Source organism: Sphingomonas trueperi, from assembly GCF_040545665.1.
GTDB classification, from domain to species: domain Bacteria; phylum Pseudomonadota; class Alphaproteobacteria; order Sphingomonadales; family Sphingomonadaceae; genus Sphingomonas; species Sphingomonas trueperi_B.
In genome coordinates, this window is sequence record NZ_JBEPMH010000006.1 from 218,989 (window position 1) to 243,134 (window position 24,146).

Consider the following 24,146-nt stretch of genomic DNA (forward strand, 5'->3'; position numbering starts at 1 on the left):
TCCGCTTTTGTTCTGCAAGGGCCGCCTTCAGATCCTCCCCCGGAGGGGGAGGGGGACCGCCGCCGAAGGCGGTGGTGGAGGGGTGTCCCCGCTGGTAGGGAGGGCCGTCCCATGGGCGGGGACACCCCTCCGTCAGGCCTGCGGCCTGCCACCTCCCTTTGCAGGGGAGGATCTTGTGTCGGGGCGACCCCGTTGGCAGGGCCGGTCCGGCGCGCTCGGCCCGTCCCGCGCCTGGCGGCGCTCCCCCTCCACCACGCCGCTGGCGCGGCGCGGTCCCCCTCCCCGTGCCGGGGAGGATCTTGAGGGCCACCCTTGACTCCGCGCCCGAATCCGCTATTGGGCGCGCTCCTTCTTCGGAAGGAATCCGTCCGAGACAGCGAGGGACCGGAATATGCCGGTCTTGATCAACTCGCCTAGACGGGGACAGAATTTACCGGCGGCTTGGCCGGCTCTCTGGCGCGGATGCGCGGGTGGGTCCAAGCGTTCCGGGTCACGCCCCAGGGACTAAAGCCCCGGCCTCGTGACGATCCTTCCCCTCGGACAATTTGAGCCTGGCCCGCGTCTCGTGCGCGGGTCGTGAACCGGGGTTGCTCCCTTGTCCGCCTCGTGCGGGGAACGGGCAGCCTCATGTATGAGGAGACCGGCATGGATCGTACCCAGAAGGCCGACGCCGTTGCCGAGCTGAACCGCACCTTCAACGAGGTTGGCGTGGTGGTTGTCACCCGCAATCTCGGCATGACCGTCAAGCAGTCGACGGACCTGCGCAACAAGATGCGTGCAGCCGGCGCGACCTATAAGGTCTCGAAGAACAAGCTCGCCAAGATTGCCACCCAGGGCACCGATTATGCGGTGCTCGCGGACCTGCTGACGGGTCCGACGGCACTGTCCACCTCCGTCGATCCCGTGGCTGCGGCCAAGGTGGTCTCGGAGTTCGCCAAGACGAACGACAAGCTCGAAATCGTCGGCGGCGCGATGGGCAATGTGCTGCTGGATGCGGCCGGCGTGCAGGCACTCGCCTCGCTGCCGTCGCTGGACGAGCTGCGCGGCAAGCTCGTGGGGCTCATCGCAGCGCCCGCGACCAAGCTCGCCACGATCACCCAGGCACCGGCGGCGCAGATCGCCCGCGTGCTTGCGGCGTACAGCGAAAAGCAGGCTGCCTGAGCTTCGGCTTCGAGCGACCTTTATTCTATCCCGAAACTATTGAACTGATTGGAGTTTATCATGGCTGACCTTAACGCGATCGTCGACCAGCTTTCCGCCCTGACCGTGCTCGAGGCCGCTGAGCTCTCGAAGCTGCTCGAAGAGAAGTGGGGCGTTTCGGCCGCCGCTGCCGTCGCCGTTGCCGGCCCGGCCGCTGGTGGCGCCGCTGCCCCTGCTGCTGAAGAGCAGACCGAGTTCGACGTGATCCTCACCGGCGACGGTGGCAAGAAGATCAACGTCATCAAGGAAGTCCGCGCCATCACCAGCCTCGGCCTCACCGAAGCAAAGGCGCTGGTCGAAGGCGCTCCGAAGCCGGTCAAGGAAGGCGTGTCGAAGGACGAAGCCGAGAAGATCAAGAAGCAGCTGGAAGAAGCTGGCGCGACCGTCGAGGTCAAGTAAGCACTTCCCAGCCGGTTTCAAGGCTTGGATATTGGAAGGAGGCGGCCCAGCAACGGGCCGCCTCTTTTCATTTGCGCTGATCAATTCAGGATTGCGGCGGCGCGTAGCGGATCGTGGCGAGCGCCGGCGGTGCCGGACGGTCCAACCAGATCGGCCCCGGTCGCGCGCCCTGCCCCGCCGTCCCGAGCAGGAAATCGGCAGCGAAGCGATGAAGGCTCAGCCCCCCGCGCCAGCGCAGGTCGCACAGCAGCATCGCAACGAACATCGGCCTGCCGCCGTGCGTCACGACGTGCAGTTGTTCCCGGCGAAGGGTGAGCCGGGCTGGCAGCCGCACTCGGCCGCCTGCCGCTATGTCCACCGGGCCGCCTTGGTTCTGTGGTGGCGGACCGGCGTGGAACGCAGCGCGCCAGCGATCCTGGTCTGGGCCGGCACTGATCAGTGCGAGCGCGGGCCGGAGCCCCTCGGCCGCTTGCGACGCTGCGTTGGCGACGTAGATTTCCAGGTCGAACACCACCGTCTCGGCCAAGAAGGCAACCTGGGCGGAGACGATCTCGATCGCGATCGGGTCGGCCGGGGAGGACGGTGCGGGACGCGGCGCGGCCGCTACGGCCGGGCTCGCCGGCGACGGCGCTGGCAGTTCTGGCACTGCCGGGGCCAGCCTTCTGCGGAACCACCATCCCGCTCCTGCCGCCCCCACCAAACCGAGCGCGCCCAGCAGCAGCCACGGCCAGCTGGACCGGCCCTCGAGAGGCGCGGGCACCGCCACGGGCGCTACCGGTCTCGACGTCGGGGGCACAGGCGCGTGCCGCTGGAGGGAAGATGTTGGCTTTGGTGTCGGCGGGGGGCTGGGCACCGCGCTAGGCGTTGCTTTGGGGCGCGGCTTGGGCACCGGGACTATCACCGGCTGCACCAGTGGCGAAGAGGAAGGCGACGAAGTCGGGCTGGGTGTCGGCGTGCCGGGCAAGCGAAATCGCTCCGGCAGCACGCCAGGAATCGTCTGCGGGACGGGATCCGCAGCGGGCGCGTCCTGCGCCAAGCCAGGTGCGCCGAGCGCCCCTACCATGATCATCCCGAATGCTGCGCGATGCGTACCCCTGTTCACGCACCGGGATTGATCTGCCGAAGCTTAACGCCGGCTGCACCTACAGCGCGCTCACCAGTCCCGCGCGACGACACGTTCGGCGTCGTCGCCCGATGGCTCAATTCTTGTGGCGGGATGCGCGCGTCTCGTTGCGGATGCGCTCGGAGCGCGCGCGCTCCATCCGCTCGATCCGCTCGCGTTCTAGCCGCTCACGATCCTCGCGCGCGAGTTCGTCACGCTCGCGATCTTCCCGCGCCATGCGCTCGGCGATCCGCAGGCGGATGGCTTCCAGTTCGGGCGAAACCTCCTCGCCGGTCGTCTGCTTGCGGCGCGCATCGTGGCGGCCGACAGCCTCTTCGGCAGCAATACGATCGGACCAGTGGCGGACCGGCAAGGGCTGCTTCTTGCCCTTTGGCTTGCGGTTCTGGATCCGAAGCATCGCGATACGATACATGCGAAACATCTTGCCGGCATGTAGACCGGTAAGCAGTGCCGCGAGCAGCGCCACGCCGATATAGATGCCGCTGTTCGGCTGTGGTGCCCGCAGCACCAGCAGCACCATCAGATAGCTGAGCAGCGTCATCAGCACGCAATAGGCGCCGAATTCCAACGACATCATCAGATAGTGACGGACGGTATCGGACTTCATGAACGCAATCCCCATCGACGGCCCCCTTCGCGTGCACCCCACGCACCGCCGCCGTTCTTTGGCACTGCATCATGAAGCAAGCGCGTTAATGAATCCTAACCGAAGGTGAAACGAACACAGCTTCAGCTGCGGAAAATCGGAGGGCGCGCAGCCTCCTCCTCCTCGATTTCCTTCTGCAGCAGGCGATCGGCGATACGACTGCGGATCGCCTCGACCGTCATGTTGGGATCGATGGTGAACTCGCCGCCCTCCTCGTCCGGGTCGATCCCGAGCGCGGCGCAGCGCTCGCGATAGGCTCGTTCCAGCACTTCCAGCCGTTCCAGCAGCCGCACCCGCTCGGCATCGCCGCCGCGCGCCTCGAGCCGCTCGGCGGCGATCCGTTCGGACCAGCGCAGCGTGCGCCGCTCCTCTTCCGTCATCTGCGCCAGTTCGATGACGAGATCGTCGGGGAACATCGCCAGGCGCCGCATTGCCCGCTTGTAGCGGCGGAACATCCGCACGGCATAGATTCCGCTGAACAGGGCCATGCCGATGCAGGTGTTGATGTACCAATCCGAATTGGCCTGCGGCGCATAGGTGACGAGCACGTACATCGCCGCGCCGATCCCGGTCATGAACAGGAAATAGACGAAGAACTCGATGGTCTCTCGAAGATAGCCTCGAATAGCCGCGACGTTCATGGCCTGCTCCCGAAACACAGCGATGGCATGGCTGTTTGTTCCGGGAGTGACTCAACCCGAATTTGCTTAAAAAATGATGCAGATACGAAGCCATTACTTCCGGATTTCTACGTAACTCTAGGTACATATCCGGAGCCGAGCCTGTATCGAAGCAATGCCCACCCTCGCACCTGCGAAGGCGGGCATTGCGTTTCAGCGCGCCTTGGCCGCGCTCTGGTCGACCGGCACCACCGGCAGCAGCACCGAACTCGACTGCTTGCCGCCGTACAGGATCGTCACCGTAGCCTTCTGATAGTCACCCGGCTTGGCGAAGAAGATGTTCTCGACATATTTCTGCGGGTTGCGATCATAGACCGGGAACAGGGTCGACTGGACCTGCACCATGATGCGGTGACCGGGCAGGAAGGTGTGGTTCACCACCGGCAGCCGGAACTTGTACTCCTGCACCTTGCCCGCCGGGATCGCCGAGGGATGCTCGAACGAGTTGCGGTAGCGGCCGCGGAAGATGTCCATCGCGATCGGCAGCTGGAAGCCGCCCATTTCCTTGGTGGTGGCGATCTCGTCCGGATAGACGTCGATCACCTTGACCACGAAGTCGCCGTCGGTGCCGGTCGTCTTGGCGAAGATGTCCGCGAGCGGCGTGCCCGAGAGGCGCACCGGCTCCTTGAGCACCGGGGTCGCGTAGGTCAGCACGTCCTGACGGCCGTCGACGAAGCGCTGGTCGGTGACGAGATAGGTGCCCCAGCGACCGTCGCTGAAATTGATCGGGCGCGGCAGGTACGGCACCGGCTTGGCGGGATCGGAGACATAGCTGTCCTCCCCTGCCCCGGGCTTGTCGAAGCCCGCAGCCTCGGACGCGCCGAGATACAGCGGAGTGAGCTGCGCGCCGAGCGGCCACTTGTTGAGGAAGTCCCAGTGGTTCTCGCCGGTGTTGTAGATGCTGGCGACCGGCGGGGTATAGGCGGGCGAACCGTCCTTCAGATGCGCGTTGAAGAAGGGCAGCAGGATGTCACGGCGCGCCTGGAGCGCGGTATCGCCCTCGAAGTTCAGCTCGCCCAGCTTCGAGCCGTTATAGTTGAAGCCCGAGTGCCGCCACGGGCCCATCAGCAGGAAGTTGTTGGTCGCCTGCGGGGTCTTCTGCAGCTCCTCCCAGGCGTGGATCGCGCCGTACATGTCCTCGTGATCCCAGAGGCCCTGCTCCCACAGCGTCGGCACGTTGGAGGGATTGGCGGCGAGGATCTTGTCGAGCGCCTGGCCCTGCCAGAACGCGTCGTAGGATACGTGCTGGCTCAGCTTCTGCCAGAAGGGCAGCTGGTCATAGCCGTACTGCTTGGCCCAGTCGCCCGCCGAGCCGACCTTGCGGAAGGTTTCGTAATCGTCCCAGCCGCCATTGGGCGGGGTCGGCCCACCGGCCTTGTAGCCGGTGATACCCGAGATCCAGCCTATGTTCGGCAGGCGGAAGGCGCCGTGGTGGAACCAGTCGTCGCCCATCCAGCCGTCGATCATCGGGCTTTCGGGTGCCGCGACCTTGAGCGCCGGGTGCGGATGGAGCAGCGCCATCACCACCGTCCAGCCTTCGTAGGATGAGCCCAGCATGCCGACCTTGCCGTTCGATTCCGGCAGGTTCTTCACCAGCCAGTCGATCGTGTCCCAGGCATCAGTGGTGTCGTCGATCTTGGTCGGATTGAGCGGCCCCACCGGCGGACGGGTCACGACGAAATCGCCCTCGGAGCGATACTTGCCGCGAATGTCCTGAAACACGCGGATATAGCCGGCCTGGGTGAACACCTCGTCGCCCTGCGCCAGCACCGAGAGCATCTTGTTGCTGTCGGTGCGGCGGACGCGGTTGTACGCGTCATACGGCGTGCGGGTGAGCAGGATCGGCGCGTTCTTCGCGCCCTTCGGGATCACGATCGTCGTGAACAGCTTGGTACCGTCGCGCATCGGCACCATCACCTCGCGGCGGATATAGTCCTTCGCGCCTTCCGGCAGCACGAACTTCGCCGGGATGTCGTTGAAGGGTTGCGCCTGCTGCGCGCTCGCGGCCGGAATCAGCGCGCTCGTCGTGAGCACGGCCAGGAGGAAGGTACGAAGCTGCATAATATCTCCCCAGAGAACCGAGGCCCGAGGGGATAGTGTTACATTCGTAAGATGGGAAGCGGCCGCGCGCGAAAAGGCCCGCGCTCCTGTTCGGGAGCGCGGGCCGGTTGCGGTTCAAGTGCTTAGGCGTGGGCGGGAGTGCCGAGCAGTTCGGCCTCGAGGTCCTCGACCAGGTGCGGGCGGGTGGTGCCGATCGGGCCCACCCCGTCCGCCGCCGGCGCGGCGCGGCCGATGCGGAAGGCGGCGCTGGTGCGGCCCTCGCGACCGTCGGGCAGGCGATAGCGCGCCTCGGCGACGACGACCGGGGTGAAGGTGCGACCCAGCTCGCCCTTCGGCACCGCGAGGTGCGCATCGACGCGAGTGCCGTCACCGGCATCGATCGTCACCGGCGGCACATCGGCGGCCGGACCATGGCGGGTGAGCAGCTGCTCCATCTCGCTCGTCTCGGCATCGGCGAGCAGGAAGGTCGAGATGCGCACGTCGCGGGCAGCAGTGTCACCCGAGTTACCGACCGTCAGCTCGATATCCACCAGCGCCTCTTCCTCGCTGGTGCCGGCACGCACCGGGCGCAGGCCCAGCTCGAGCCACGGACGATTGGCGACCGGCGCGGGCGCGTCGACGACATGCTCGAGCACCGCCTCGTCCGCCTCGGCCAGCTTGGCCTCGACATGCGCTTCGGCGACCGGCTCCGCGATCGGCTGGCGATCGGCGGCGACGGGGGCCATCACCGGCGCAGCGGTGGCTGCGGCGAGACCGATGTCACTGCGCGGTGCAACCGGCTGCGGTGCTGGGCGGTACGCCACCGGCTCCGTGGTGGTCGCCGTCTCGCGGACCAGCAGGTCGTCGTCCGTGCGGCGGCGGCGGAGCAGGAAGATCGCGGCGGCCGCGGCGAGGATCACGGCGAGACCGCCGAGGATCCAGGGGACGAGCGACGTCGAGCGCGTCGTCTCGGTCGTGGTCTCCGTTGTTTGCACGACATCGGCGGCGGGCGCGGCAGGCTGCGCGGCCGGCTCGGCAGGCTGCGACTGCGTTACCGGCGCGGGCGCCGGGGTAGCGGCTTGCCGCGTAGGCGCCGGTCCGGGCTGCGCTGCGGCCGCTGCCTGACGCGGCTGGGCTGCAGCGCGTGCCTCGGCGCGCGGGGCGCTACGCTCGGCGAGGGCGGTTCGGGCCGGGGCGGCATCGGTGGTCGACGGCGCCTGGTTGGCGCTGCCGGCCATCTGCTGCTCGACCGGAGGCACCGACTGCACGACCGGCGCGGCCGGGGCCATGCGGACTTCGGGTGCCGGCGCAGCGGCCTGCGGCGCGGACGCCTCGACCGCCGGCGGCGGAGTCACCGTCTGCTGGGGCGCGGCCTCCTGGGCGAAGGCGGGTGTGGCAAGGAACGCGGCACTGATCAACAGTGCGGCGCGGGGGCGGAGCGGGGTCTGACACTGTTTCATGACGTGGGTTCAACGGACGGAACACGCGATTCGGCCCCGGCATCTGCGGTGAACCGTGAACGCGGCCGGACGAGACGAGCCATTCACCACCCATTCAGGCATGGTTCTTGCCCGGTCCGCGTGCTGAAACGTCTCAGCAACTTGTTGAAAAGAAAGGGGCTTGCCGCACAATAGCGGCAAGCCCCTGCCCTTTTACGATGACGGCGAAACGATCAGAATTTTCCGGTCAGCTGCACGCCGTAGAAGCGCGGTTCGCCCGGAATATAGGTAGGATCGTTGAACCCGCCGCCGGTGTTGCCGGCGTCGAGCAGATACTTCTCGTTGGTGGCGTTGCGGACATAGCCGGCGATCTCGTACCGGCCGTCGGCGAAGCTCAGGCCCGCCTTGACGTTCACCAGCGTCACCTTGTCCTGCGAGATCGCTTCCTTGTTCGGGATCTCGAAGAAGATCTTGCTGCGATAGGTCACGCTAGGCGTCGCGAAGACGCGGATGCCGTTGCCGACCGGCGCGTCGATCGTGAAGCCGGCCGCCCATTGCAGCCGCGGCTGCAGGCGGAAGCGGTTATTGGCATAAATGCCGTTCGACTTCTTATCGTCGATCCCGCCGTCGATGAAGCCTGCGTTGCCGAACACGGTCAGCCAACTGACGGGGTGCAGCTGCCCTTCCGCCTCGAAGCCGAGATTGCTGGCGCTGCCGGCGCTTTCGGTGATGCTCGATCCCACCGGGCGGCCCGAGGGGTCGTTGGCGTCAGTGACAGTGCGGCTGATCTGGAAGTTGTCGTACTTCTGATAATAGACGCCCAGCGAGCCCGAGAACATGCCCTTGGCGAGCTTCACGCCGCCCTCATAGTTCCAAACCGTCTCTTCCGGGATGACGGAGGTGGAAGTCGCCGCCTGGTTCACGGTCGGCGAGCGACGGCCCTTGGAGATCGTCGCATAGAGGTTGATCGCGTCGTTCAGGCGATACAGCACGTTGAAGCGCGGCAGGAAGGCCTGGAAGCTGTCCTCGCTCCACAAGGTGCCCTTGGTGGTGACCTGGCCGGGGATCAGCGGCGCCTTGGAGAGCACCGAGTTGGGCGCGACGGAGACATAGCCGGACTTGCGCTGCTCGATCAGCGCGCGGATGCCGGCGGTCAGCTCCAGCGCATGGATCGGCATCCAGGTCACTTCGCCGAACATCGAATATTGGTCGTTGATGCCCTTGTTGGTGAAGATCGAGCTGTAGGGGATCTGCGTCGCCGCGCCCTTGGTGAGGATCGAGGTCGCCTGTGCGGCCGTCACCACCCCGGCGGAAGAGATGCAGCCCAGCGTCGGGATCAGGTTGGCCGCGCACTGAAGATAGACGCCCTCCTCGGTCGAGAAGGGCACTTCCTGGCGGTTGTTCTCGTGGAACACATTAAGCCCGAAGCTGGTGCGGACATGGTCGCCGACATAGGCGAAGCGCGATTCATGGCTGATCTGCGAGCCATAGGCACCCTCGGCGAATTCCAGCCACGGCGCCGCCGAACCGTCGGCATCGAACACCTCGAACGAGTCGAACGAGCGATAGCCGTTGACCGTGGTGAAGCTCCAGCCGTCGCCCAGGTCGTAGCGCGCGGTGAGGTTCACGTCATAGACGTCGCGGGTCAGGCCCAGCTTGTCCGTGCCGAAGACCTGCTTCGCATAGGGCGAGCCCGAAAGATTCGCCGCGCCGAACGGGTTGCCCGGCCCCTGCGACGTGGCGAAGCGCTTTGAGATGAACGGCGTGCCGCTGTTGCGCTGACGATCATAGGTGCCGATCAGGTCGACCGTCAGCGCCGGGTTCGGCGTGTAGCGGACCGAAGCGCGCAGGCCGAGCTGGTTCTGCGCGTAGAGATCGTCCTGCGTCGACGACAGATTCTCGACATAGCCGTCGCGCTTCTTGAACTCGCCGGCGACGCGGGCGGCGATCACGTCGTTCCCGACATTGAGGTGCCCGCCCACCAGATAGGCGTTGTAATTGCCATAGCCGGCGGTCAGTTCGCCGGACACACCCGGCTTGGGCCGCGCGGAAAGGATGCTGACCGCGCCGATCGTCGAGGCAGTACCGAACAGCGTCGCCTGCGGGCCCTTCACCACTTCGATGCGGTCGACGTCGTAGATCGCCTGATAGGCGCCACGCGAGCGCGAGATGTCCACGCCGTTATAGTAGAGCGTGACGCGCGCCGCCTGCTGGGCCGAGCCGCTGTCCGACGTGATCCCGCGGATCACGATGCCGGGATTGTTGGCACTCTGCTCTTGGATGTTGAGGCCCGGAACATAGTTGGAGAGCTCGTCGAGATCGTCGACGCCGATCCGCTTCATCTGCTCCTGCGTCACCGCGGTGATGGTGATCGGCACGTCGCGCAGCTTCTGCTCGAACTTCTGCGAAGTGACGATGATGTCGCCGCCCAACGCATCATCCTGCGAAGTTTCCTGCGCGTGCGCCGCCGTTGCCGAGACGGTGGCGAGCAGCATGGCGATCAGACCCGTTTTCTTGTAGTTCATTCTTTGCCTCCCTTGGTCGAGAGGGCGGTTGGCAAGGGAATGTTAAGGCTTCACGGCGCAGCTGCGTCAAAATTGTTGCGGTTGCGTAAACTGCACATGGCCGATGGTGCACTCGGGAACCTTTTCTGCCGCATCGTCCGGCCCTTTGACATCCCCTCCCCCGCGCCTTATATCCCCGCTCTGGCCCTCCGATCGGGAAATGACGCGCCGTCGCGCAGCGTGTCGTACGAATGGATCGGAACGGCTTGTCAGACGCCTGTAGAGCTGCCGAATCCCGAGATAGGGGGTCGCGCGGCCTTTCGGCGTCGCTTTGCACGTCCTGGCTCCCGGACAGGGGCACCGAGTTTACGGCTGACGAGGCAACATACACCTATGGCTACCAAGGCAATCGAGGGCGGCACGCTGAAGCGCCGCATCCGCAAGGTGTTCGGCGACATCCACGAAGTGGTGCAGATGCCGAACCTGATCGAGGTTCAGCGCGAATCCTACGAACAGTTCCTGCGGTCGGACCCCTCGATCGGCTATGTCTCCGGCCTCGAGAAGACGCTCCGCAGCGTGTTCCCGATCCGCGACTTCGCCGGCACCGCCGAGCTCGACTTCGTGACCTACGAGCTCGAGGACCCGAAGTTTGACGTGGACGAGTGCCGCCAGCGCGGCATCACCTATGCGGCGCCGATGCGCGTTACCCTCCGCCTCATCGTGTTCGAGGTCGATCCCGATACGGAAGCCCGGTCGGTGCTCGATATCAAGGAGCAGGACGTGTACATGGGCGACATGCCGCTCATGACCGAGAACGGCACGTTCTTCATCAACGGCACCGAGCGCGTCATCGTCAGCCAGATGCACCGGTCGCCGGGCGTGCTGTTCGACCATGACCGCGGCAAGACCCATGCTTCGGGCAAGTATCTGTTCGCCGCGCGCGTGATCCCGTATCGCGGTTCGTGGCTGGACTTCGAGTTCGACGCCAAGGACATCGTCAACGTCCGCATCGACCGCAAGCGCAAGCTGCCGGTCACCAGCCTGCTGTACGCGCTGGGCCTGACGTCGGAAGAGATCCTCAACTATTTCTACAACCGCGTCACCTTCCTGCGCGGTCCGAACGGCTGGCAGATCCCCTTCCAGGTGGAGAACTGGCGCGGTTCGAAGCCGATGTTCGACATCGTCGACGCCAAGTCGGGCGAGGTCGTGTTCCCGGCCGGCCAGAAGATTTCCCCTCGCGCTGCCAACAAGGCGGCGAAGGACGGTCTCGAGACGCTGCTGATCCCGACCGAGGAAATCTTCGGCCGCTACAGCGCCTATGACCTGATCAACGAGGCGACCGGCGAGATCTACATCGAAGCCGGCGACGAAGTCTCGGCCGAGAACCTCGAAAAGCTCGACAAGGCCGGCATCGACCGGATCGAGCTGCTCGACATCGATCACATCGCCACCGGTCCGTGGATCCGCAACACGCTCAAGGTCGACAAGGCCGAAGAGCGCCAGCAGGCCCTATCCGACATCTACCGCGTCATGCGCCCCGGCGAACCGCCGACGCTCGAGACTGCGGAATCGCTGTTCGCCGGCCTGTTCTTCGATCCGGAGCGCTACGACCTCTCGGCCGTCGGCCGCGTGAAGCTCAACATGCGCCTGGGCCTCGACACGCCGGACACGGTGACCACGCTGCGCACCGAGGACATTCTCGAGGTCGTCAAGACGCTCGTGAACCTCAAGGACGGCAAGGGCGAAGTCGACGACATCGACAATCTCGGCAACCGCCGCGTGCGTTCGGTGGGCGAGCTGCTCGAGAACCAGTATCGCGTCGGCCTGCTCCGCATGGAGCGCGCCGTGAAGGAGCGCATGTCCTCGGTCGACGTGTCGACGGTGATGCCGAACGACCTGATCAACGCCAAGCCCGCGGTCGCCGCGGTGCGCGAGTTCTTCGGTTCGTCGCAGCTGTCGCAGTTCATGGACCAGACCAACCCGCTCTCCGAAGTGACGCACAAGCGTCGCGTCTCGGCGCTCGGGCCGGGCGGTCTGACGCGTGAGCGTGCGGGCTTCGAAGTCCGCGACGTTCACCCGACCCACTATGGCCGTATCTGCCCGATCGAAACGCCGGAAGGCCCGAACATCGGTCTGATCAACTCGCTGGCCACCTTCAGCCGCGTCAACAAGTACGGCTTCATCGAGACGCCGTACCGCAAGATCATCGACGGCAAGGTGACCAACGACGTCGTCTACCTGTCGGCGATGGAAGAGCAGAAGCACACGATCGCGCAGGCTTCGGCCGAACTCGACGCGAGCGGCGGCTTCGTCGACGATCTCGTCTCGGCCCGCCAGGCCGGCGAATTCCTGATGGCGCTGCGCGATCAGGTGACGCTGATGGACGTGTCGCCGAAGCAGCTCGTCTCGGTCGCCGCCTCGCTGATCCCCTTCCTCGAGAAGGACGACGCGAACCGCGCGCTGATGGGCTCGAACATGCAGCGTCAGGCCGTGCCGCTGGTGAAGGCGGAAGCGCCCTTCGTCGGCACCGGCATGGAGTCGACCGTGGCCCGGGATTCCGGCGCCGCGATCGCCGCCAAGCGTTCGGGCGTGGTCGACCAGGTCGACGCGACCCGTATCGTGGTCCGCGCAACGGGTGACGTCGATGCCAGCGAGAGCGGCGTCGACATCTACACGCTGATGAAGTTCCAGCGCTCGAACCAGTCGACCTGCATCAACCAGCGTCCGCTGGTGAAGGTGGGCGACATCGTGCAGGCCGGCGACGTGATCGCCGACGGCCCGTCGACCGAGTTCGGCGAGCTGGCGCTGGGCCGCAACGTGCTCGTCGCGTTCATGCCTTGGAACGGCTACAACTACGAGGACTCGATCCTGATCAACGAGCGCATCGTGAAGGACGACGTGTTCACGTCGATCCACATCGATGAGTTCGAAGTGATGGCGCGCGACACCAAGCTCGGGCCGGAAGACATCACCCGCGACATCCCAAATGTCGGCGAGGAAGCCCTGCGCAACCTCGACGAAGCGGGCATCGTGTATGTCGGCGCCGAAGTGGAGCCGGGCGACATCCTGGTCGGCAAGATCACGCCGAAGGGCGAAAGCCCGATGACGCCGGAAGAAAAGCTCCTCCGCGCCATCTTCGGCGAGAAGGCCAGCGACGTGCGCGACACCTCGCTGCGTCTGCCCCCGGGCGTGGCCGGCACGATCGTCGACGTCCGCGTGTTCAACCGTCACGGCATCGACAAGGACGAGCGTGCCCTGGCGATCGAGCGCGAGGAAATCGAGCGCCTGCGCAAGGACGCCGACGACGAACGCAACATCCTCAACCGCGCGACCTGGTCGCGTCTGCGCGAGATGCTGCTGGGTCAGGTCGCCACCGGCGCGCCGAAGGGCCTCAAGAAGGGCGTCACCATCGACGAGGACCTGCTCGACAGCGTCGACCGCCACGAGTGGTGGAAGTTCGCGGTGCAGGACGACACCATGCAGGGCAACCTGGAAGCGGTGAAGGGCCAGTATGACGAGGCCGTGAAGCGCATCAAGGACAAGTTCGAGGACCGCCGCGAGAAGCTGGAGCGGGGCGACGAGCTGCCGCCGGGCGTGCTGAAGATGGTCAAGGTGTTCGTCGCGGTGAAGCGCAAGCTGCAGCCGGGCGACAAGATGGCCGGCCGCCACGGCAACAAGGGCATCATCAGCCGCATCCTGCCGCAGGAAGACATGCCGTTCCTCGAGGACGGTACGCCGGTCGACTTCGTGCTCAACCCGCTGGGCGTGCCGTCGCGCATGAACGTCGGGCAGATCTTCGAGACCCATCTGGGCTGGGCCGCGCGCGGCCTGGGCCGGAAGATCGGCGATGCGCTCGATGCATGGCGTGCAGCCAACCCCAACCCGCAGGCCGGCGAGCCGCCGGAAGCGGTGCGGGAGCTGCTCGGCACCGTCTATGGCGACAACTACAAGGACGAGCTGAGCCGTCGCACGACCGAACAGCTGGTGGACCTGGCGCAGAACGTCCGCTCGGGCGTGCCGATGGCCACCCCGGTGTTCGACGGCGCGGTGGAAGCCGACGTCTCGGCGATGCTCCGCATGGCGGGCCTCGACGAATCCGGCCAGGTTACGCTGTTCGACGGCCGCACGGGCGACGCGTTCGACCGCAAGGTGACCGTCGGCTACAAGTATGTGCTCAAGCTGCACCACCTTGTGGACGACAAGATCCACGCGCGTTCGATCGGGCCGTACAGCCTCGTCACCCAGCAGCCGCTGGGCGGTAAGGCGCAGTTCGGCGGCCAGCGCTTCGGTGAAATGGAAGTGTGGGCACTCCAGGCATATGGCGCGGCGTACACGCTCCAGGAAATGCTGACGGTGAAGTCGGACGACGTGGTCGGCCGCACCAAGGTCTACGAAGCGATCGTCAAGGGCGACGACACCTTCGAGGCCGGCATCCCGGAGAGCTTCAACGTGCTCGTCAAGGAAATGCGCTCGCTGGGCCTGAACGTCGAGTTGAAGAATGCCGAACTCGGCTTCGACGACGACGGCGTGCAGATCGCCGCGGAGTAAGGGACCGGCGCCCCCCCTTCCCCCGGGAAGGAGGGGCCGCCAGCCGCCTGCCGACGAAAGACATCCCCTCCCCTAGCCCCTTCCGTACGCGGAAGGGCGATGGAGTGAAGAAATGAACGAACTTACCAACTTCGCGAACCCGCTCGCCAAGCCGGAAACCTTCGACCAGATCCAGATCGGGATCGCGTCGCCGGACCGTATCCGCAGCTGGTCGTTCGGCGAGATCAAGAAGCCCGAGACGATCAACTATCGCACGTTCAAGCCCGAGCGTGACGGCCTGTTCTGCGCGCGCATCTTCGGTCCGATCAAGGACTATGAGTGCCTGTGCGGCAAGTACAAGCGCATGAAGTACAAGGGCATCGTCTGCGAAAAGTGCGGCGTGGAAGTGACCGTCTCGAAGGTCCGCCGCGAGCGCATGGGCCATATCGAACTGGCCGCGCCGGTCGCCCATATCTGGTTCCTGAAGTCGCTGCCGAGCCGCATCGGCCTGCTGCTCGACATGCAGCTCAAGCAGCTCGAGCGCGTGCTGTACTTCGAGAGCTACATCGTCACCGAGCCGGGCCTCACCCCGCTCGAGAAGTTCCAGCTCCTCACTGAGGACGAGCTGCTCGACGCGCAGGATGAATATGGCGAGGACGCCTTCTCCGCCGGCATCGGCGCCGAAGCGGTCAAGATCATGCTCATGGATCTCGACCTCGAAGGCGAGCGCAAGGAGCTTCTGGAAGAGCTGGCGACGACCAAGTCGGAGCTGAAGCCCAAGAAGATCATCAAGCGCCTCAAGGTCGTCGAGAGCTTCATCGATTCCGGCAACCGCCCGGAATGGATGATCCTGGACGTCGTGCCGGTGATCCCGCCCGAGCTGCGCCCGCTGGTGCCGCTGGACGGCGGCCGCTTCGCGACCTCGGATCTCAACGATCTGTATCGCCGCGTGATCAACCGTAACAACCGCCTCAAGCGCCTGATGGAACTGCGCGCGCCGGACATCATCGTCCGCAACGAAAAGCGCATGCTGCAGGAAGCCGTCGACGCACTGTTCGACAACGGCCGCCGCGGCCGCACCATCACCGGTGCGAACAAGCGTCCGCTCAAGTCGCTGTCCGACATGCTCAAGGGCAAGCAGGGCCGCTTCCGTCAGAACCTGCTCGGCAAGCGCGTCGACTATTCGGGCCGTTCGGTCATCGTGACCGGTCCGGAGCTCAAGCTGCACCAGTGCGGCCTGCCGAAGAAGATGGCGCTCGAGCTGTTCAAGCCGTTCATCTACGCCCGTCTCGACGCCAAGGGTCTGTCCATGACCCTGAAGCAGGCGAAGAAGTGGGTCGAGAAGGAGCGCAAGGAAGTCTGGGACATCCTGGACGAAGTGATCCGCGAGCATCCGGTTCTCCTCAACCGCGCGCCGACGCTCCACCGTCTTGGCATCCAGGCGTTCGAGCCGGTGCTGATCGAAGGCAAGGCGATCCAGCTCCACCCGCTGGTCTGCTCGGCGTTCAACGCCGACTTCGACGGTGACCAGATGGCCGTCCACGTTCCGCTGAGCCTCGAGGCGCAGCTGGAAGCGCGCGTCCTGATGATGTCGACCAACAACATCCTGTCCCCCGCCAACGGCAAGCCGATCATCGTGCCGTCGCAGGACATGGTGCTGGGTCTCTATTACATCACCATGGAGAAGGAAGGCGAGCCGGGCGAAGGCATGCTGCTGGCCGACATGGCGGAGGTCCACCAGGCCCTCAACGCCGGCGCGGTGACGCTGCACAGCAAGATCACCAGCCGCGTCCCGCAGACGGACGAGGACGGCAAGTCGTACCTCAAGCGCTACCAGACCACCCCCGGCCGCATGCTGCTCGGCGAGTGCCTGCCGCACAGCCACAAGGTGCCGTTCGACGTCGTCAATCGCCTGCTCACCAAGAAGGACGTGGGCGACGTGATCGACGAAGTCTATCGTCACACCGGCCAGAAGGAGACCGTGCTGTTCGCGGATGCGATCATGTCGCTGGGCTTCCGCCACGCGTTCAAGGCCGGCATCTCGTTCGGCAAGGACGACATGATCATCCCGGAAGCCAAGGTCGGTCTGGTCGACGAGACCAAGGCCTTGGTGAAGGACTTCGAGCAGCAGTATCAGGACGGCCTGATCACGCAGCAGGAGAAGTACAACAAGGTGATCGACGCCTGGAGCCGTTGCGGTGACCAGGTGGCCGCGGCGATGATGGACGAGATCAAGGCGGTCAAGAAGGACCCCGTGACCGGCCGCCAGATGCCCGACAACGCCATCTACATCATGGCGCACTCCGGTGCCCGTGGTTCGGCGGCGCAGATCAAGCAGCTGGCCGGCATGCGCGGCCTGATGGCCAAGCCGTCGGGCGAGATCATCGAAACGCCGATCATCTCGAACTTCAAGGAAGGTCTGACCGTCCTTGAATACTTCAACTCGACCCACGGCGCCCGTAAGGGCCTCGCGGACACCGCGTTGAAGACGGCGAACTCGGGCTACCTCACCCGTCGTCTGGTCGACGTGTCGCAGGACTGCGTCGTTCTCGAGGACGATTGCGGCACCGAGCGCGCGCTGGAGATGAAGGCGATCGTGCAGGGCGGTTCGGTGATCGCGTCGCTCGGCGAGCGCATCCTGGGCCGCACCACGGCCGAGGACATCATCGATCCGAAGACCAACCAGGTCGTGATCCCGATCGGCACGCTGCTCGACGAAGCGATGATCGCGCAGATCGAGGCGCTCAGCACCCCGGCGGTGAAGATCCGCTCGCCGCTGGTCTGCGAAGCCAAGCTCGGCGTGTGCGCCAAGTGCTACGGGCGTGACCTTGCCCGCGGTACCCCGGTGAACATCGGCGAAGCGGTGGGCGTCATCGCGGCGCAGTCGATCGGCGAGCCGGGCACGCAGCTGACCATGCGTACCTTCCACATCGGCGGCGCGGCGCAGCTCAACGAGCAGTCGAACCTCGAAGCCCCCGTGGACGGCAAGGCCGAGTTCCGCGACCTGCGCCTGATCGAGGATCAGCGCGGCCGTCGCGTGGTGCTCAGCCGCTCGGGCGAGATCGCGATCATGGACATGGATGGCCGCGAGCTGGCCGTGCACAAGATCCCGTACGGCGCTTATGTGATGTTCGACGACGGCCATCTGGTCAGCGCCGGCGATCGCATGGCCGAGTGGGATCCGTTCACCATGCCGGTGATCACCGAAACCGGTGGTGTCGTGAAGTATCAGGACATCATCGAAGGCAAGACCATGACGGAGCAGGTCGACGAAGCGACGGGCATCGCCCAGCGCGTCGTCACCGAGTTCCGCGGTGCGGGCAAGAAGGAGGACCTGCGTCCTCGCATGACCCTCACCGGCGAGAATGCCGCCGAAGCCGCCCGCTACATGCTGGCGCCGGGCGCGGTGATCTCGGTCGAGGACGGTGCCACGGTGCAGGGCGGTGACGTGCTTGCCCGTGTGGCGCGCGAGTCCGCCAAGACCCGCGACATCACCGGCGGTCTGCCGCGCGTCGCCGAGCTGTTCGAAGCGCGCAAGCCGAAGGAAAATGCCATCATCGCGAAGGTCTCGGGCCGCGTGGTGTTCGGCAAGGACTACAAGGCCAAGCGCAAGATCGGCATCCAGCCCGAGGACGGCGGCGAGGTCGTTGAGTATCTGGTCCCGAAGTCGAAGGTGATCGACGTTCAGGAAGGCGACTACGTCAAGCGTGGCGACAACCTGATCGGCGGTTCGCCGGATCCGCACGACATTCTGGAAGTGCTCGGCATCGAGCCGCTGGCCGAATATCTGGTCAGCGAAATCCAGGAAGTCTATCGACTGCAGGGCGTGAAGATCAACGACAAGCACATCGAGGTGATCGTTCGCCAGATGCTGCAGAAGGTCGAGATCACCGACGGCGGCGACACCACGCTGCTGGCGGGCGAACAGGTCGATCGCGACGAGATGGACGAGCATAACGAGAAGCTCCAGCCGGGCCAGCAGCCCGCGATGGGCAAGCCGATCCTGCTCGGCATCACCAAGGCGTCGCTGCAGACCCGCAGCTTCATCTCGGCCGCGTCGTTCCAGGAGACCACCCGCGTGCTCACCGAAGCCGCGGTGCAGGGCAAGAAGGACACGCTGCAGGGCCTGAAGGAGAACGTGATCGTCGGCCGCCTGATCCCCGCCGGTACCGGTGCGGGCATGGGTCGCCTGCGGGTCGCCGCCACCTCGCGCGATGCGGCGCTGCGCGTCGCCCAGCGCAAGATGCAGGAAGCCTCGCTCATCGCTCCGGCGAGCGCGGCGGAAGAGCATGCAGCGGAACTCGCCCGCAGCACGCGGGATGCAGGCGGCACCGGGGATGATCCCCTGGCGTCGGTGACCCCGTCGGGCCACGGCACCGATGCGGATGCCGGCGAGTATCTGAACGAGGCGGAGTGATCCGCCCCGTTCGGGGGCTCTCAGCCTGACCGAGCGTGACACGAACAAAGCCGCCGTCCGGGATGCCGGGCGGCGGCTTTTTCGTGGCAGGAAGGCCGCGTGCGATCAGATCGCGATCGTCAACCGCAGCGTGCCGACCACCACCCCGCGCGCCTTCTCCACGCCGCCGCGATCGGCGATGAACTGAAGGTCCGGCTGGACGGTCAGCCATTTGGTCAGCCGGTCCGAATAGGTCAGCTCGAAGGTGGTTTCGGCACGCGAGGGCCGCGCGCCTTCATCGAGCAGCATCGCGCGGTAGCCGGGGGTGGTCACGCCGCGGCTCATCCCGAAAGAGGCCTGCGAATCCGGCCGCCCGGCGACGAGCCGCTCCACCAGGAAACCCGCCTGCCAGCCGCCCTGGAACGGCGTGGTCGAGCCGCCCGACACGCCCGCGCGCCCGAATGCGGTGAGCGAGCGCTTGCCCTCCCCGCCCACCAGCTGCAGCTCGGCGAGCACATAGCCGCCATGGTCGATATGCCGGACGGGTACGCCGTCGCCATCGACCTCGGTATAGTCGGCATGCCGCTGGCTGTAGCGCCAATAGCCGCCGGCCAGCTTCAGCCCCGGCCGCTCCACCCCCGCTTCGCCAATCAGCAGCACGCCGTCGCGAAAGCTGAAATCGACGCCCTGCGGGTCGCCCAGGCACCCGGCCGATCCGTTGAGGACCGCCGCACGGACATAAGCGAGATGATCGAAGCGATGCTCCACGCGCACCGTCAGCGCCGTGGAGGGATAGATCGAAGGTCCGTTCGGTCCTGAGGCGGCCAGCTCGGATCCCGCGCCGAACGACGGCGAGATCAGCAGCCCCGCCGACCCGTTGGCGTAGAATTCGCTGTTGAGATCGTAGACGCCGGCACGCACCGTCGTGTGCTGGCCGATGCGCTGTTCCACCCAGGCTTCGAACAGCCGGAGATGGTGGCTGGCGACTTCGATGCTGTCGACGCCCTGCAGCGTGCCCGCCGCATCGTTGGGCCGCCCGCCCATCGTGCTCATCACGTCGACATGGGCGGTCGCGCCCTGCCACCCCACCAGCCGTGCCAGATCGGCGTCGGCGATGAGGTCCGTGGCGTCCAGCGCGTAGGTCCGATCGCGATCGCCACCGCGCGCCACGCTGACGATATCAATCGTTTCGACCAAGTGCACATCAACTGCCATCTGGGCAAATACGAAGTTTGGTGATGTACAGATCAGCAGTGCGGCGAGCAGAAAACGCTTCATCGTCAAGCATCCCGTCACCCCTCGATCAGCGTTTTAGGATGAAGGACTCTGCTTTACGGAATCTTGTCTATAGTTTTTCTGGAGAGGATGCTTCTCATAGCAGACGCGTCACAAGCTTGGAGCGAAGTCGTGCAGTCGATCGCGTATTCAACACGTAAGCTAACGGTCGCTATCATCCTGCTTTTCCTGCTGTGCGGGGGTACCGGGATCGTATCGTCCTGGATGCTGAGCAGGGCGCTCGCCAAACAGGCGACCGCCTCGGCGCTGCTCCGCAACCATATGGAAGCGGACATGATGCACGATGCGGTGCGCAGCGACGTGCTGGCCACCCTCGCGTCGCGCGAGCCGGGCATCGGCATCAAGCTCGAGGATGCGCGCAAGGACCTCGACGACCATCTCGGCACGCTGCGCAAGCGCATCGCCGAGGACGTCGCGTTCAAGGGCGACGCCTCGATCGAAGCCGCTGCCGCCAAGGTCGGCGATCCGATGGTCGCCTATGCCAACGCCGCCCAGCAGATCGCCGATGCCGCCGCCGGCAACCCTGCCGCGGCCAAGCGCCAGCTACCCGGCTTCTTCCAGCAATTCGGGATCCTCGAAGAGTCGATGGCCGCCGCGTCAGACGCGATCGAGAAATATTCCGACGACACCGCCCGGGCCGGCGCGACGCTCGGCTGGATCACCACCGGTCTGCTGGCTGCGACGCTGCTCGCTGCGATCGGCGGCGCGCTCTATGCCGCGCGGCTCGCCAATAGCCGGCTGGTCGAGCCGCTGATCACCCTGTCCGAAACGGTCGCGCGACTGGTGACCGAACCCGGCACGCCGCTGCCCGAAACCGATCGCCAGGACGAGCTGGGCGCCCTCGCCCGTGCCATCGCGCGCTTCAACCAGCAGGTGGAAGCCGCCAATGCCGAGAAGCAGGCGACCACCGAACTGATCGTCGAGACGGTCGGCTCGGGCCTGCAGAAGCTGGCGGGCGGCGACCTCACCACCCATGTCAATGCCGATCTCAGCGGCCCCTTTGCGCGGCTCAAGCAGGACTTCAACCGCGCGGTGGACAGTCTGCGCGAGCTGATCGGCTCGGTGCATAGCGGCGCCGGATCGCTGCGCCGCGCTTCCACCGAGATCACCGCCGCCTCCGAGGACCTTGCGCGCGCACCGAAGCCAATGCCGCGAGCCTGGAGACGACCACGGCCGAGATCAGCCAGATCGACGAGCGCCTGCGCACCTCGGTCCGCGCCGCCAGCGAGACCGTGGGCCGCGCCGACCAGACGATCGAGCCGGTCAGCACCGGCCGTTCGCGCGTGAGCAATGCGGTGACCGCGATGAGCCGCGTCTCCGAAAGCGCCAAGGGTATCGACGCCGTGATCGAGGGCCTCGACAAGATCGCCTTCCAGACGCGCGTCCTCGCGATGAACGCCGCGGTCGAGGCCGGTCGTGCCGGCGAAGCGGGCCGCGGCTTCGCGGTCGTCGCCGACCTGGTCTCGGCACTGGCCATGCGCGCCGAAGAGGAGGCCGGGCGCGCCCGCGACCAGCTGACCGTCACCCAGGTCGAGATCGGCACAGCAGTTGCCGCAGTCGAGGATGTCGACGGCGCGTTCAGCTCGATCTCGGAAAACGCCCAGTCGGTGCACAAGCTGCTCGGCCAGGTCGCCGCGGACAACCGCGTCCAGTCGGAATCGATCTCGCGGCTGAGCGAGACCATCCGGGTAATGGACAATTCCAACCAGCAGAACGCCGCGATGGTCGAGGAAACCTCGGCCGCCGCGCGCAACCTGATGGCCGAGATCGGGCAGCTGGTGGAGCATGCCGCCCAGTTCCGCATCGAAGGCGGCACGGCTGCATCGTCACCGCGGAGCCTGGGCCGCGCGTCCTATGCGCTGCCGGTGGCGAGCGTCGCCGCGGTCAGCGAGGAAGCCTGGGTGTAGAGCGCTACGGCGGCTACCACCCCTCAAGCAGAGATTCCGCGCATGCGCCACGGCGGAGGCGCTAACGTGCCAGCCTAGCGTCGATTCGCGAGCGGCAGGCAGCGTCGGAGCACATATCGAGCTGGCGCGGCCAGGGCGTGCTGCAGATGCGATCGGGCGGCGCCGCTGATCGGATTGCGCGTAGCTCGAAGGTCCCGACCCTTGTAAAGCCGACCCAGGCCTCAACACCACGCCCCGCGGCATCAAGCTGCCCCGGTCGTTCGCCACCATGCCGATGGCAGCGCGGATCGGCTTCGGCCGCGCGCAGGCGCGACACCGTGCCGAGCTGCGCTGATCGGGTTTCGAAGAACATGCCCATCCGCCTTCGAACAAAAGGAAGACCCATGTTTGCGTTCCTCGCCTATCTCGCTGCCGCCGTTCCTGCCCCCGCGGCCGCGTTGCAGGCCCAGGTCCTTACCGTCGCCACGCCGGCTGAACTGGCCAATGCGATCGCCCAGGCGAAAAGTGGCAGCATCATCAAACTGGCGCCAGGTAACTATGGGCAGCTCACCCTCAACGATCGGGTGTTCACCGCAGCGGTGACGATCACGAGCGAAAACCCGAGCCGGCCGGCGCTGTTTACGCGGGTTAATCTCAACCGCTCGGTCAACGTCACCTTCTCCAAAGTGGAAATCTCGACGGTCCTTGGTGCGGACGACTTCATGGTGCGCGTAGTCGACGGGTCGAACATCACGTTCGATAACGTCTACATCCACGGCCTTATCGACGGCGCCGTCAAGAAAGACGGTAGTGCGATCAGCGTCGCGCGGAGCAACGGCTTCACGTTATCGACATCCCGGGTGTTCGAGATCGCGGTCGGCATCCGCGTACGGCAGAGCAAGAACGTCGTCATTCGCGACAACGATATCAGCATGATCGGTATCGATGCCGTGGAGATCCCCGGCACCAACGGCGTACAGATCGCTCGCAACAAGATTTCCAAGTTCCGCACCACCGATCCGTATCATCCCGACTCGGTGCAGTGCTGGACGACTGGAGAGACCAGCGGCTGCAAGAACGTCAAGATTGTCGACAATCAGTTCTTGGGCGACTTCAACACTACCAGCATCGCATATCCATATCCGCAGGGCGTCTTCTTCGGAGACGAGATCGGTGTCGGCGGATATGAGAACATTGAGGTCACCGGCAATCTGTTTGTCTGCCCCAATTGGCACGCGATCACCATCGGCCGCGCGCGGGGCACGATCATCCGGAACAACCGCATCTCAGCATGTGCCGGTGTGACGCCCTGGATCCGTGTGAACGACCCCACCATCGTGATTCAAGGCAACATCGCGCCGAGCTATTACATCAACAGCGACAAGCCCTCCCGACCGGCAGGGAATGACATTGGCAGTGCCGCTCCGAAGTGATGCCGTAAGCCGAGGGGCGGCCGCATTCCACCAGTATCCGTCGTCTGACACGAACAATGCCCGGCATCCGGGGCAGCGTTCTCCCGCCACACCATGCGCCGCGGTGCGCTCCAGAACATCGCCCGTTCGTATGCAACCCGCGGCTACGCCTACACCGCACGGCCGGCCTGCTGCCCGACGAGCTTGGCGAGCTGCACGGGACGATAGGGTTTGGGCAGGAAAAGGCTGTCGTCGGGAAGCTGGTCCGGCTCCAGCCATTGTTTGCCCGAAGTGACAATCACCTTCACGCGCGGGAAGCGGACCGCGACGATGTCCGCCAGCTCCAGCCCGTCGATCGGCCCGGGCATGTTGATGTCGGTAAACACCACCGCGACTTCATGCTTCTCAAGAAGCGCGAGCGCCTCCATCGCGTCGGGCGCCTCAAGCACCTGGAAGCCGCTTTCAGCCAGAGCATCTGCAGCGATCATGCGCACAAAGGTCTCGTCTTCGACGACGAGAACCGTGGCCTCCTTCGACAAAATCATAAATGCCTCCGGTTCTTCAACGTCTTAGCGCGTCACAAGTTGCCTTTTGTTAT

Annotated in this window: 15 protein-coding genes; 7 read left to right on the forward strand and 8 right to left on the reverse strand. The window is 65.5% G+C overall.

Annotated features, from left to right (window positions below; all coding sequences use genetic code 11):
• Window positions 1-645 precede the first annotated feature (645 nt).
• Together rplJ and rplL are read left to right on the forward strand one after the other, a co-directional pair.
• Window positions 646-1,161 carry a 50S ribosomal protein L10 gene (gene rplJ / locus ABIC65_RS18645; RefSeq protein ID WP_354310694.1) on the forward strand — a complete coding sequence of 172 codons (516 nt, stop codon included), beginning with the start codon at window positions 646-648 and terminating at the stop codon, window positions 1,159-1,161.
• Window positions 1,162-1,221: 60 nt separating this feature from the next.
• The gene (gene rplL, locus ABIC65_RS18650) at window positions 1,222-1,599 is read left to right on the forward strand and encodes a 50S ribosomal protein L7/L12 (protein ID WP_066720675.1); all 378 of its coding nucleotides are present in this window, start codon (window positions 1,222-1,224) and stop codon (window positions 1,597-1,599) included.
• A gap of 85 nt (window positions 1,600-1,684) precedes the next feature.
• Here the strand turns inward: rplL and ABIC65_RS18655 are convergent, their stop codons facing one another.
• The 6 genes from ABIC65_RS18655 to ABIC65_RS18680 form a co-directional block, all read right to left on the reverse strand.
• Window positions 1,685-2,245 carry a hypothetical protein gene (locus ABIC65_RS18655; protein ID WP_354310696.1) on the reverse strand — a complete coding sequence of 187 codons (561 nt, stop codon included), beginning with the start codon at window positions 2,243-2,245 and terminating at the stop codon, window positions 1,685-1,687.
• Window positions 2,246-2,798: 553 nt separating this feature from the next.
• Window positions 2,799-3,329: a hypothetical protein gene (locus ABIC65_RS18660; RefSeq protein WP_354310698.1), complete on the reverse strand. Its 531-nt coding sequence runs from the start codon at window positions 3,327-3,329 to the stop codon at window positions 2,799-2,801.
• Between the two features lie 122 nt (window positions 3,330-3,451).
• Window positions 3,452-4,009 carry a hypothetical protein gene (locus ABIC65_RS18665; RefSeq protein WP_121078422.1) on the reverse strand — a complete coding sequence of 186 codons (558 nt, stop codon included), beginning with the start codon at window positions 4,007-4,009 and terminating at the stop codon, window positions 3,452-3,454.
• 192 nt (window positions 4,010-4,201) lie between these two features.
• Complete coding sequence (locus ABIC65_RS18670) at window positions 4,202-6,109, reverse strand: CocE/NonD family hydrolase (protein WP_354310699.1); 1,908 nt, start codon at window positions 6,107-6,109, stop codon at window positions 4,202-4,204.
• A gap of 122 nt (window positions 6,110-6,231) precedes the next feature.
• Window positions 6,232-7,548 (reverse strand): hypothetical protein, encoded by a 1,317-nt coding sequence (locus tag ABIC65_RS18675; protein WP_354310701.1) that lies wholly within the window; start codon window positions 7,546-7,548, stop codon window positions 6,232-6,234.
• Window positions 7,549-7,760: 212 nt separating this feature from the next.
• Entirely contained in the window at window positions 7,761-10,052 is a 2,292-nt protein-coding gene (locus ABIC65_RS18680) for a TonB-dependent receptor (RefSeq protein WP_354310703.1), read from the reverse strand.
• 372 nt (window positions 10,053-10,424) lie between these two features.
• On the opposite strand from ABIC65_RS18680, the gene rpoB reads away from it, so the two are divergent.
• Complete coding sequence (gene rpoB, locus ABIC65_RS18685) at window positions 10,425-14,579, forward strand: DNA-directed RNA polymerase subunit beta (RefSeq protein ID WP_354310704.1); 4,155 nt, start codon at window positions 10,425-10,427, stop codon at window positions 14,577-14,579.
• A 112-nt stretch (window positions 14,580-14,691) separates the two neighbouring features.
• Window positions 14,692-18,975, forward strand: coding sequence for a DNA-directed RNA polymerase subunit beta' (rpoC, locus tag ABIC65_RS18690; protein WP_354310705.1), 4,284 nt, complete (start codon window positions 14,692-14,694; stop codon window positions 18,973-18,975).
• A gap of 105 nt (window positions 18,976-19,080) precedes the next feature.
• Here the strand turns inward: rpoC and ABIC65_RS18695 are convergent, their stop codons facing one another.
• On the reverse strand, window positions 19,081-20,232 hold the full coding sequence (locus ABIC65_RS18695; RefSeq protein ID WP_354310706.1) for a carbohydrate porin: 1,152 nt from the start codon (window positions 20,230-20,232) through the stop codon (window positions 19,081-19,083).
• Between the two features lie 222 nt (window positions 20,233-20,454).
• On the opposite strand from ABIC65_RS18695, the gene ABIC65_RS18700 reads away from it, so the two are divergent.
• From ABIC65_RS18700 to ABIC65_RS18710, 3 genes are all read left to right on the forward strand, one after another.
• Entirely contained in the window at window positions 20,455-21,537 is a 1,083-nt protein-coding gene (locus ABIC65_RS18700; RefSeq protein ID WP_354310708.1) for a methyl-accepting chemotaxis protein, read from the forward strand.
• Window positions 21,483-22,157 (forward strand): methyl-accepting chemotaxis protein, encoded by a 675-nt coding sequence (locus ABIC65_RS18705; RefSeq protein WP_354310709.1) that lies wholly within the window; start codon window positions 21,483-21,485, stop codon window positions 22,155-22,157. The genes ABIC65_RS18700 and ABIC65_RS18705 overlap by 55 nt, the downstream gene beginning before the upstream one ends.
• 383 nt (window positions 22,158-22,540) lie before the next feature.
• Window positions 22,541-23,569, forward strand: coding sequence for a right-handed parallel beta-helix repeat-containing protein (locus tag ABIC65_RS18710; protein ID WP_354310711.1), 1,029 nt, complete (start codon window positions 22,541-22,543; stop codon window positions 23,567-23,569).
• Between the two features lie 149 nt (window positions 23,570-23,718).
• Here the strand turns inward: ABIC65_RS18710 and ABIC65_RS18715 are convergent, their stop codons facing one another.
• A complete protein-coding gene (locus tag ABIC65_RS18715) occupies window positions 23,719-24,087 on the reverse strand; it encodes a response regulator (protein WP_354310712.1) in 369 nt (122 codons plus the stop codon).
• Window positions 24,088-24,146 lie beyond the last annotated feature (59 nt).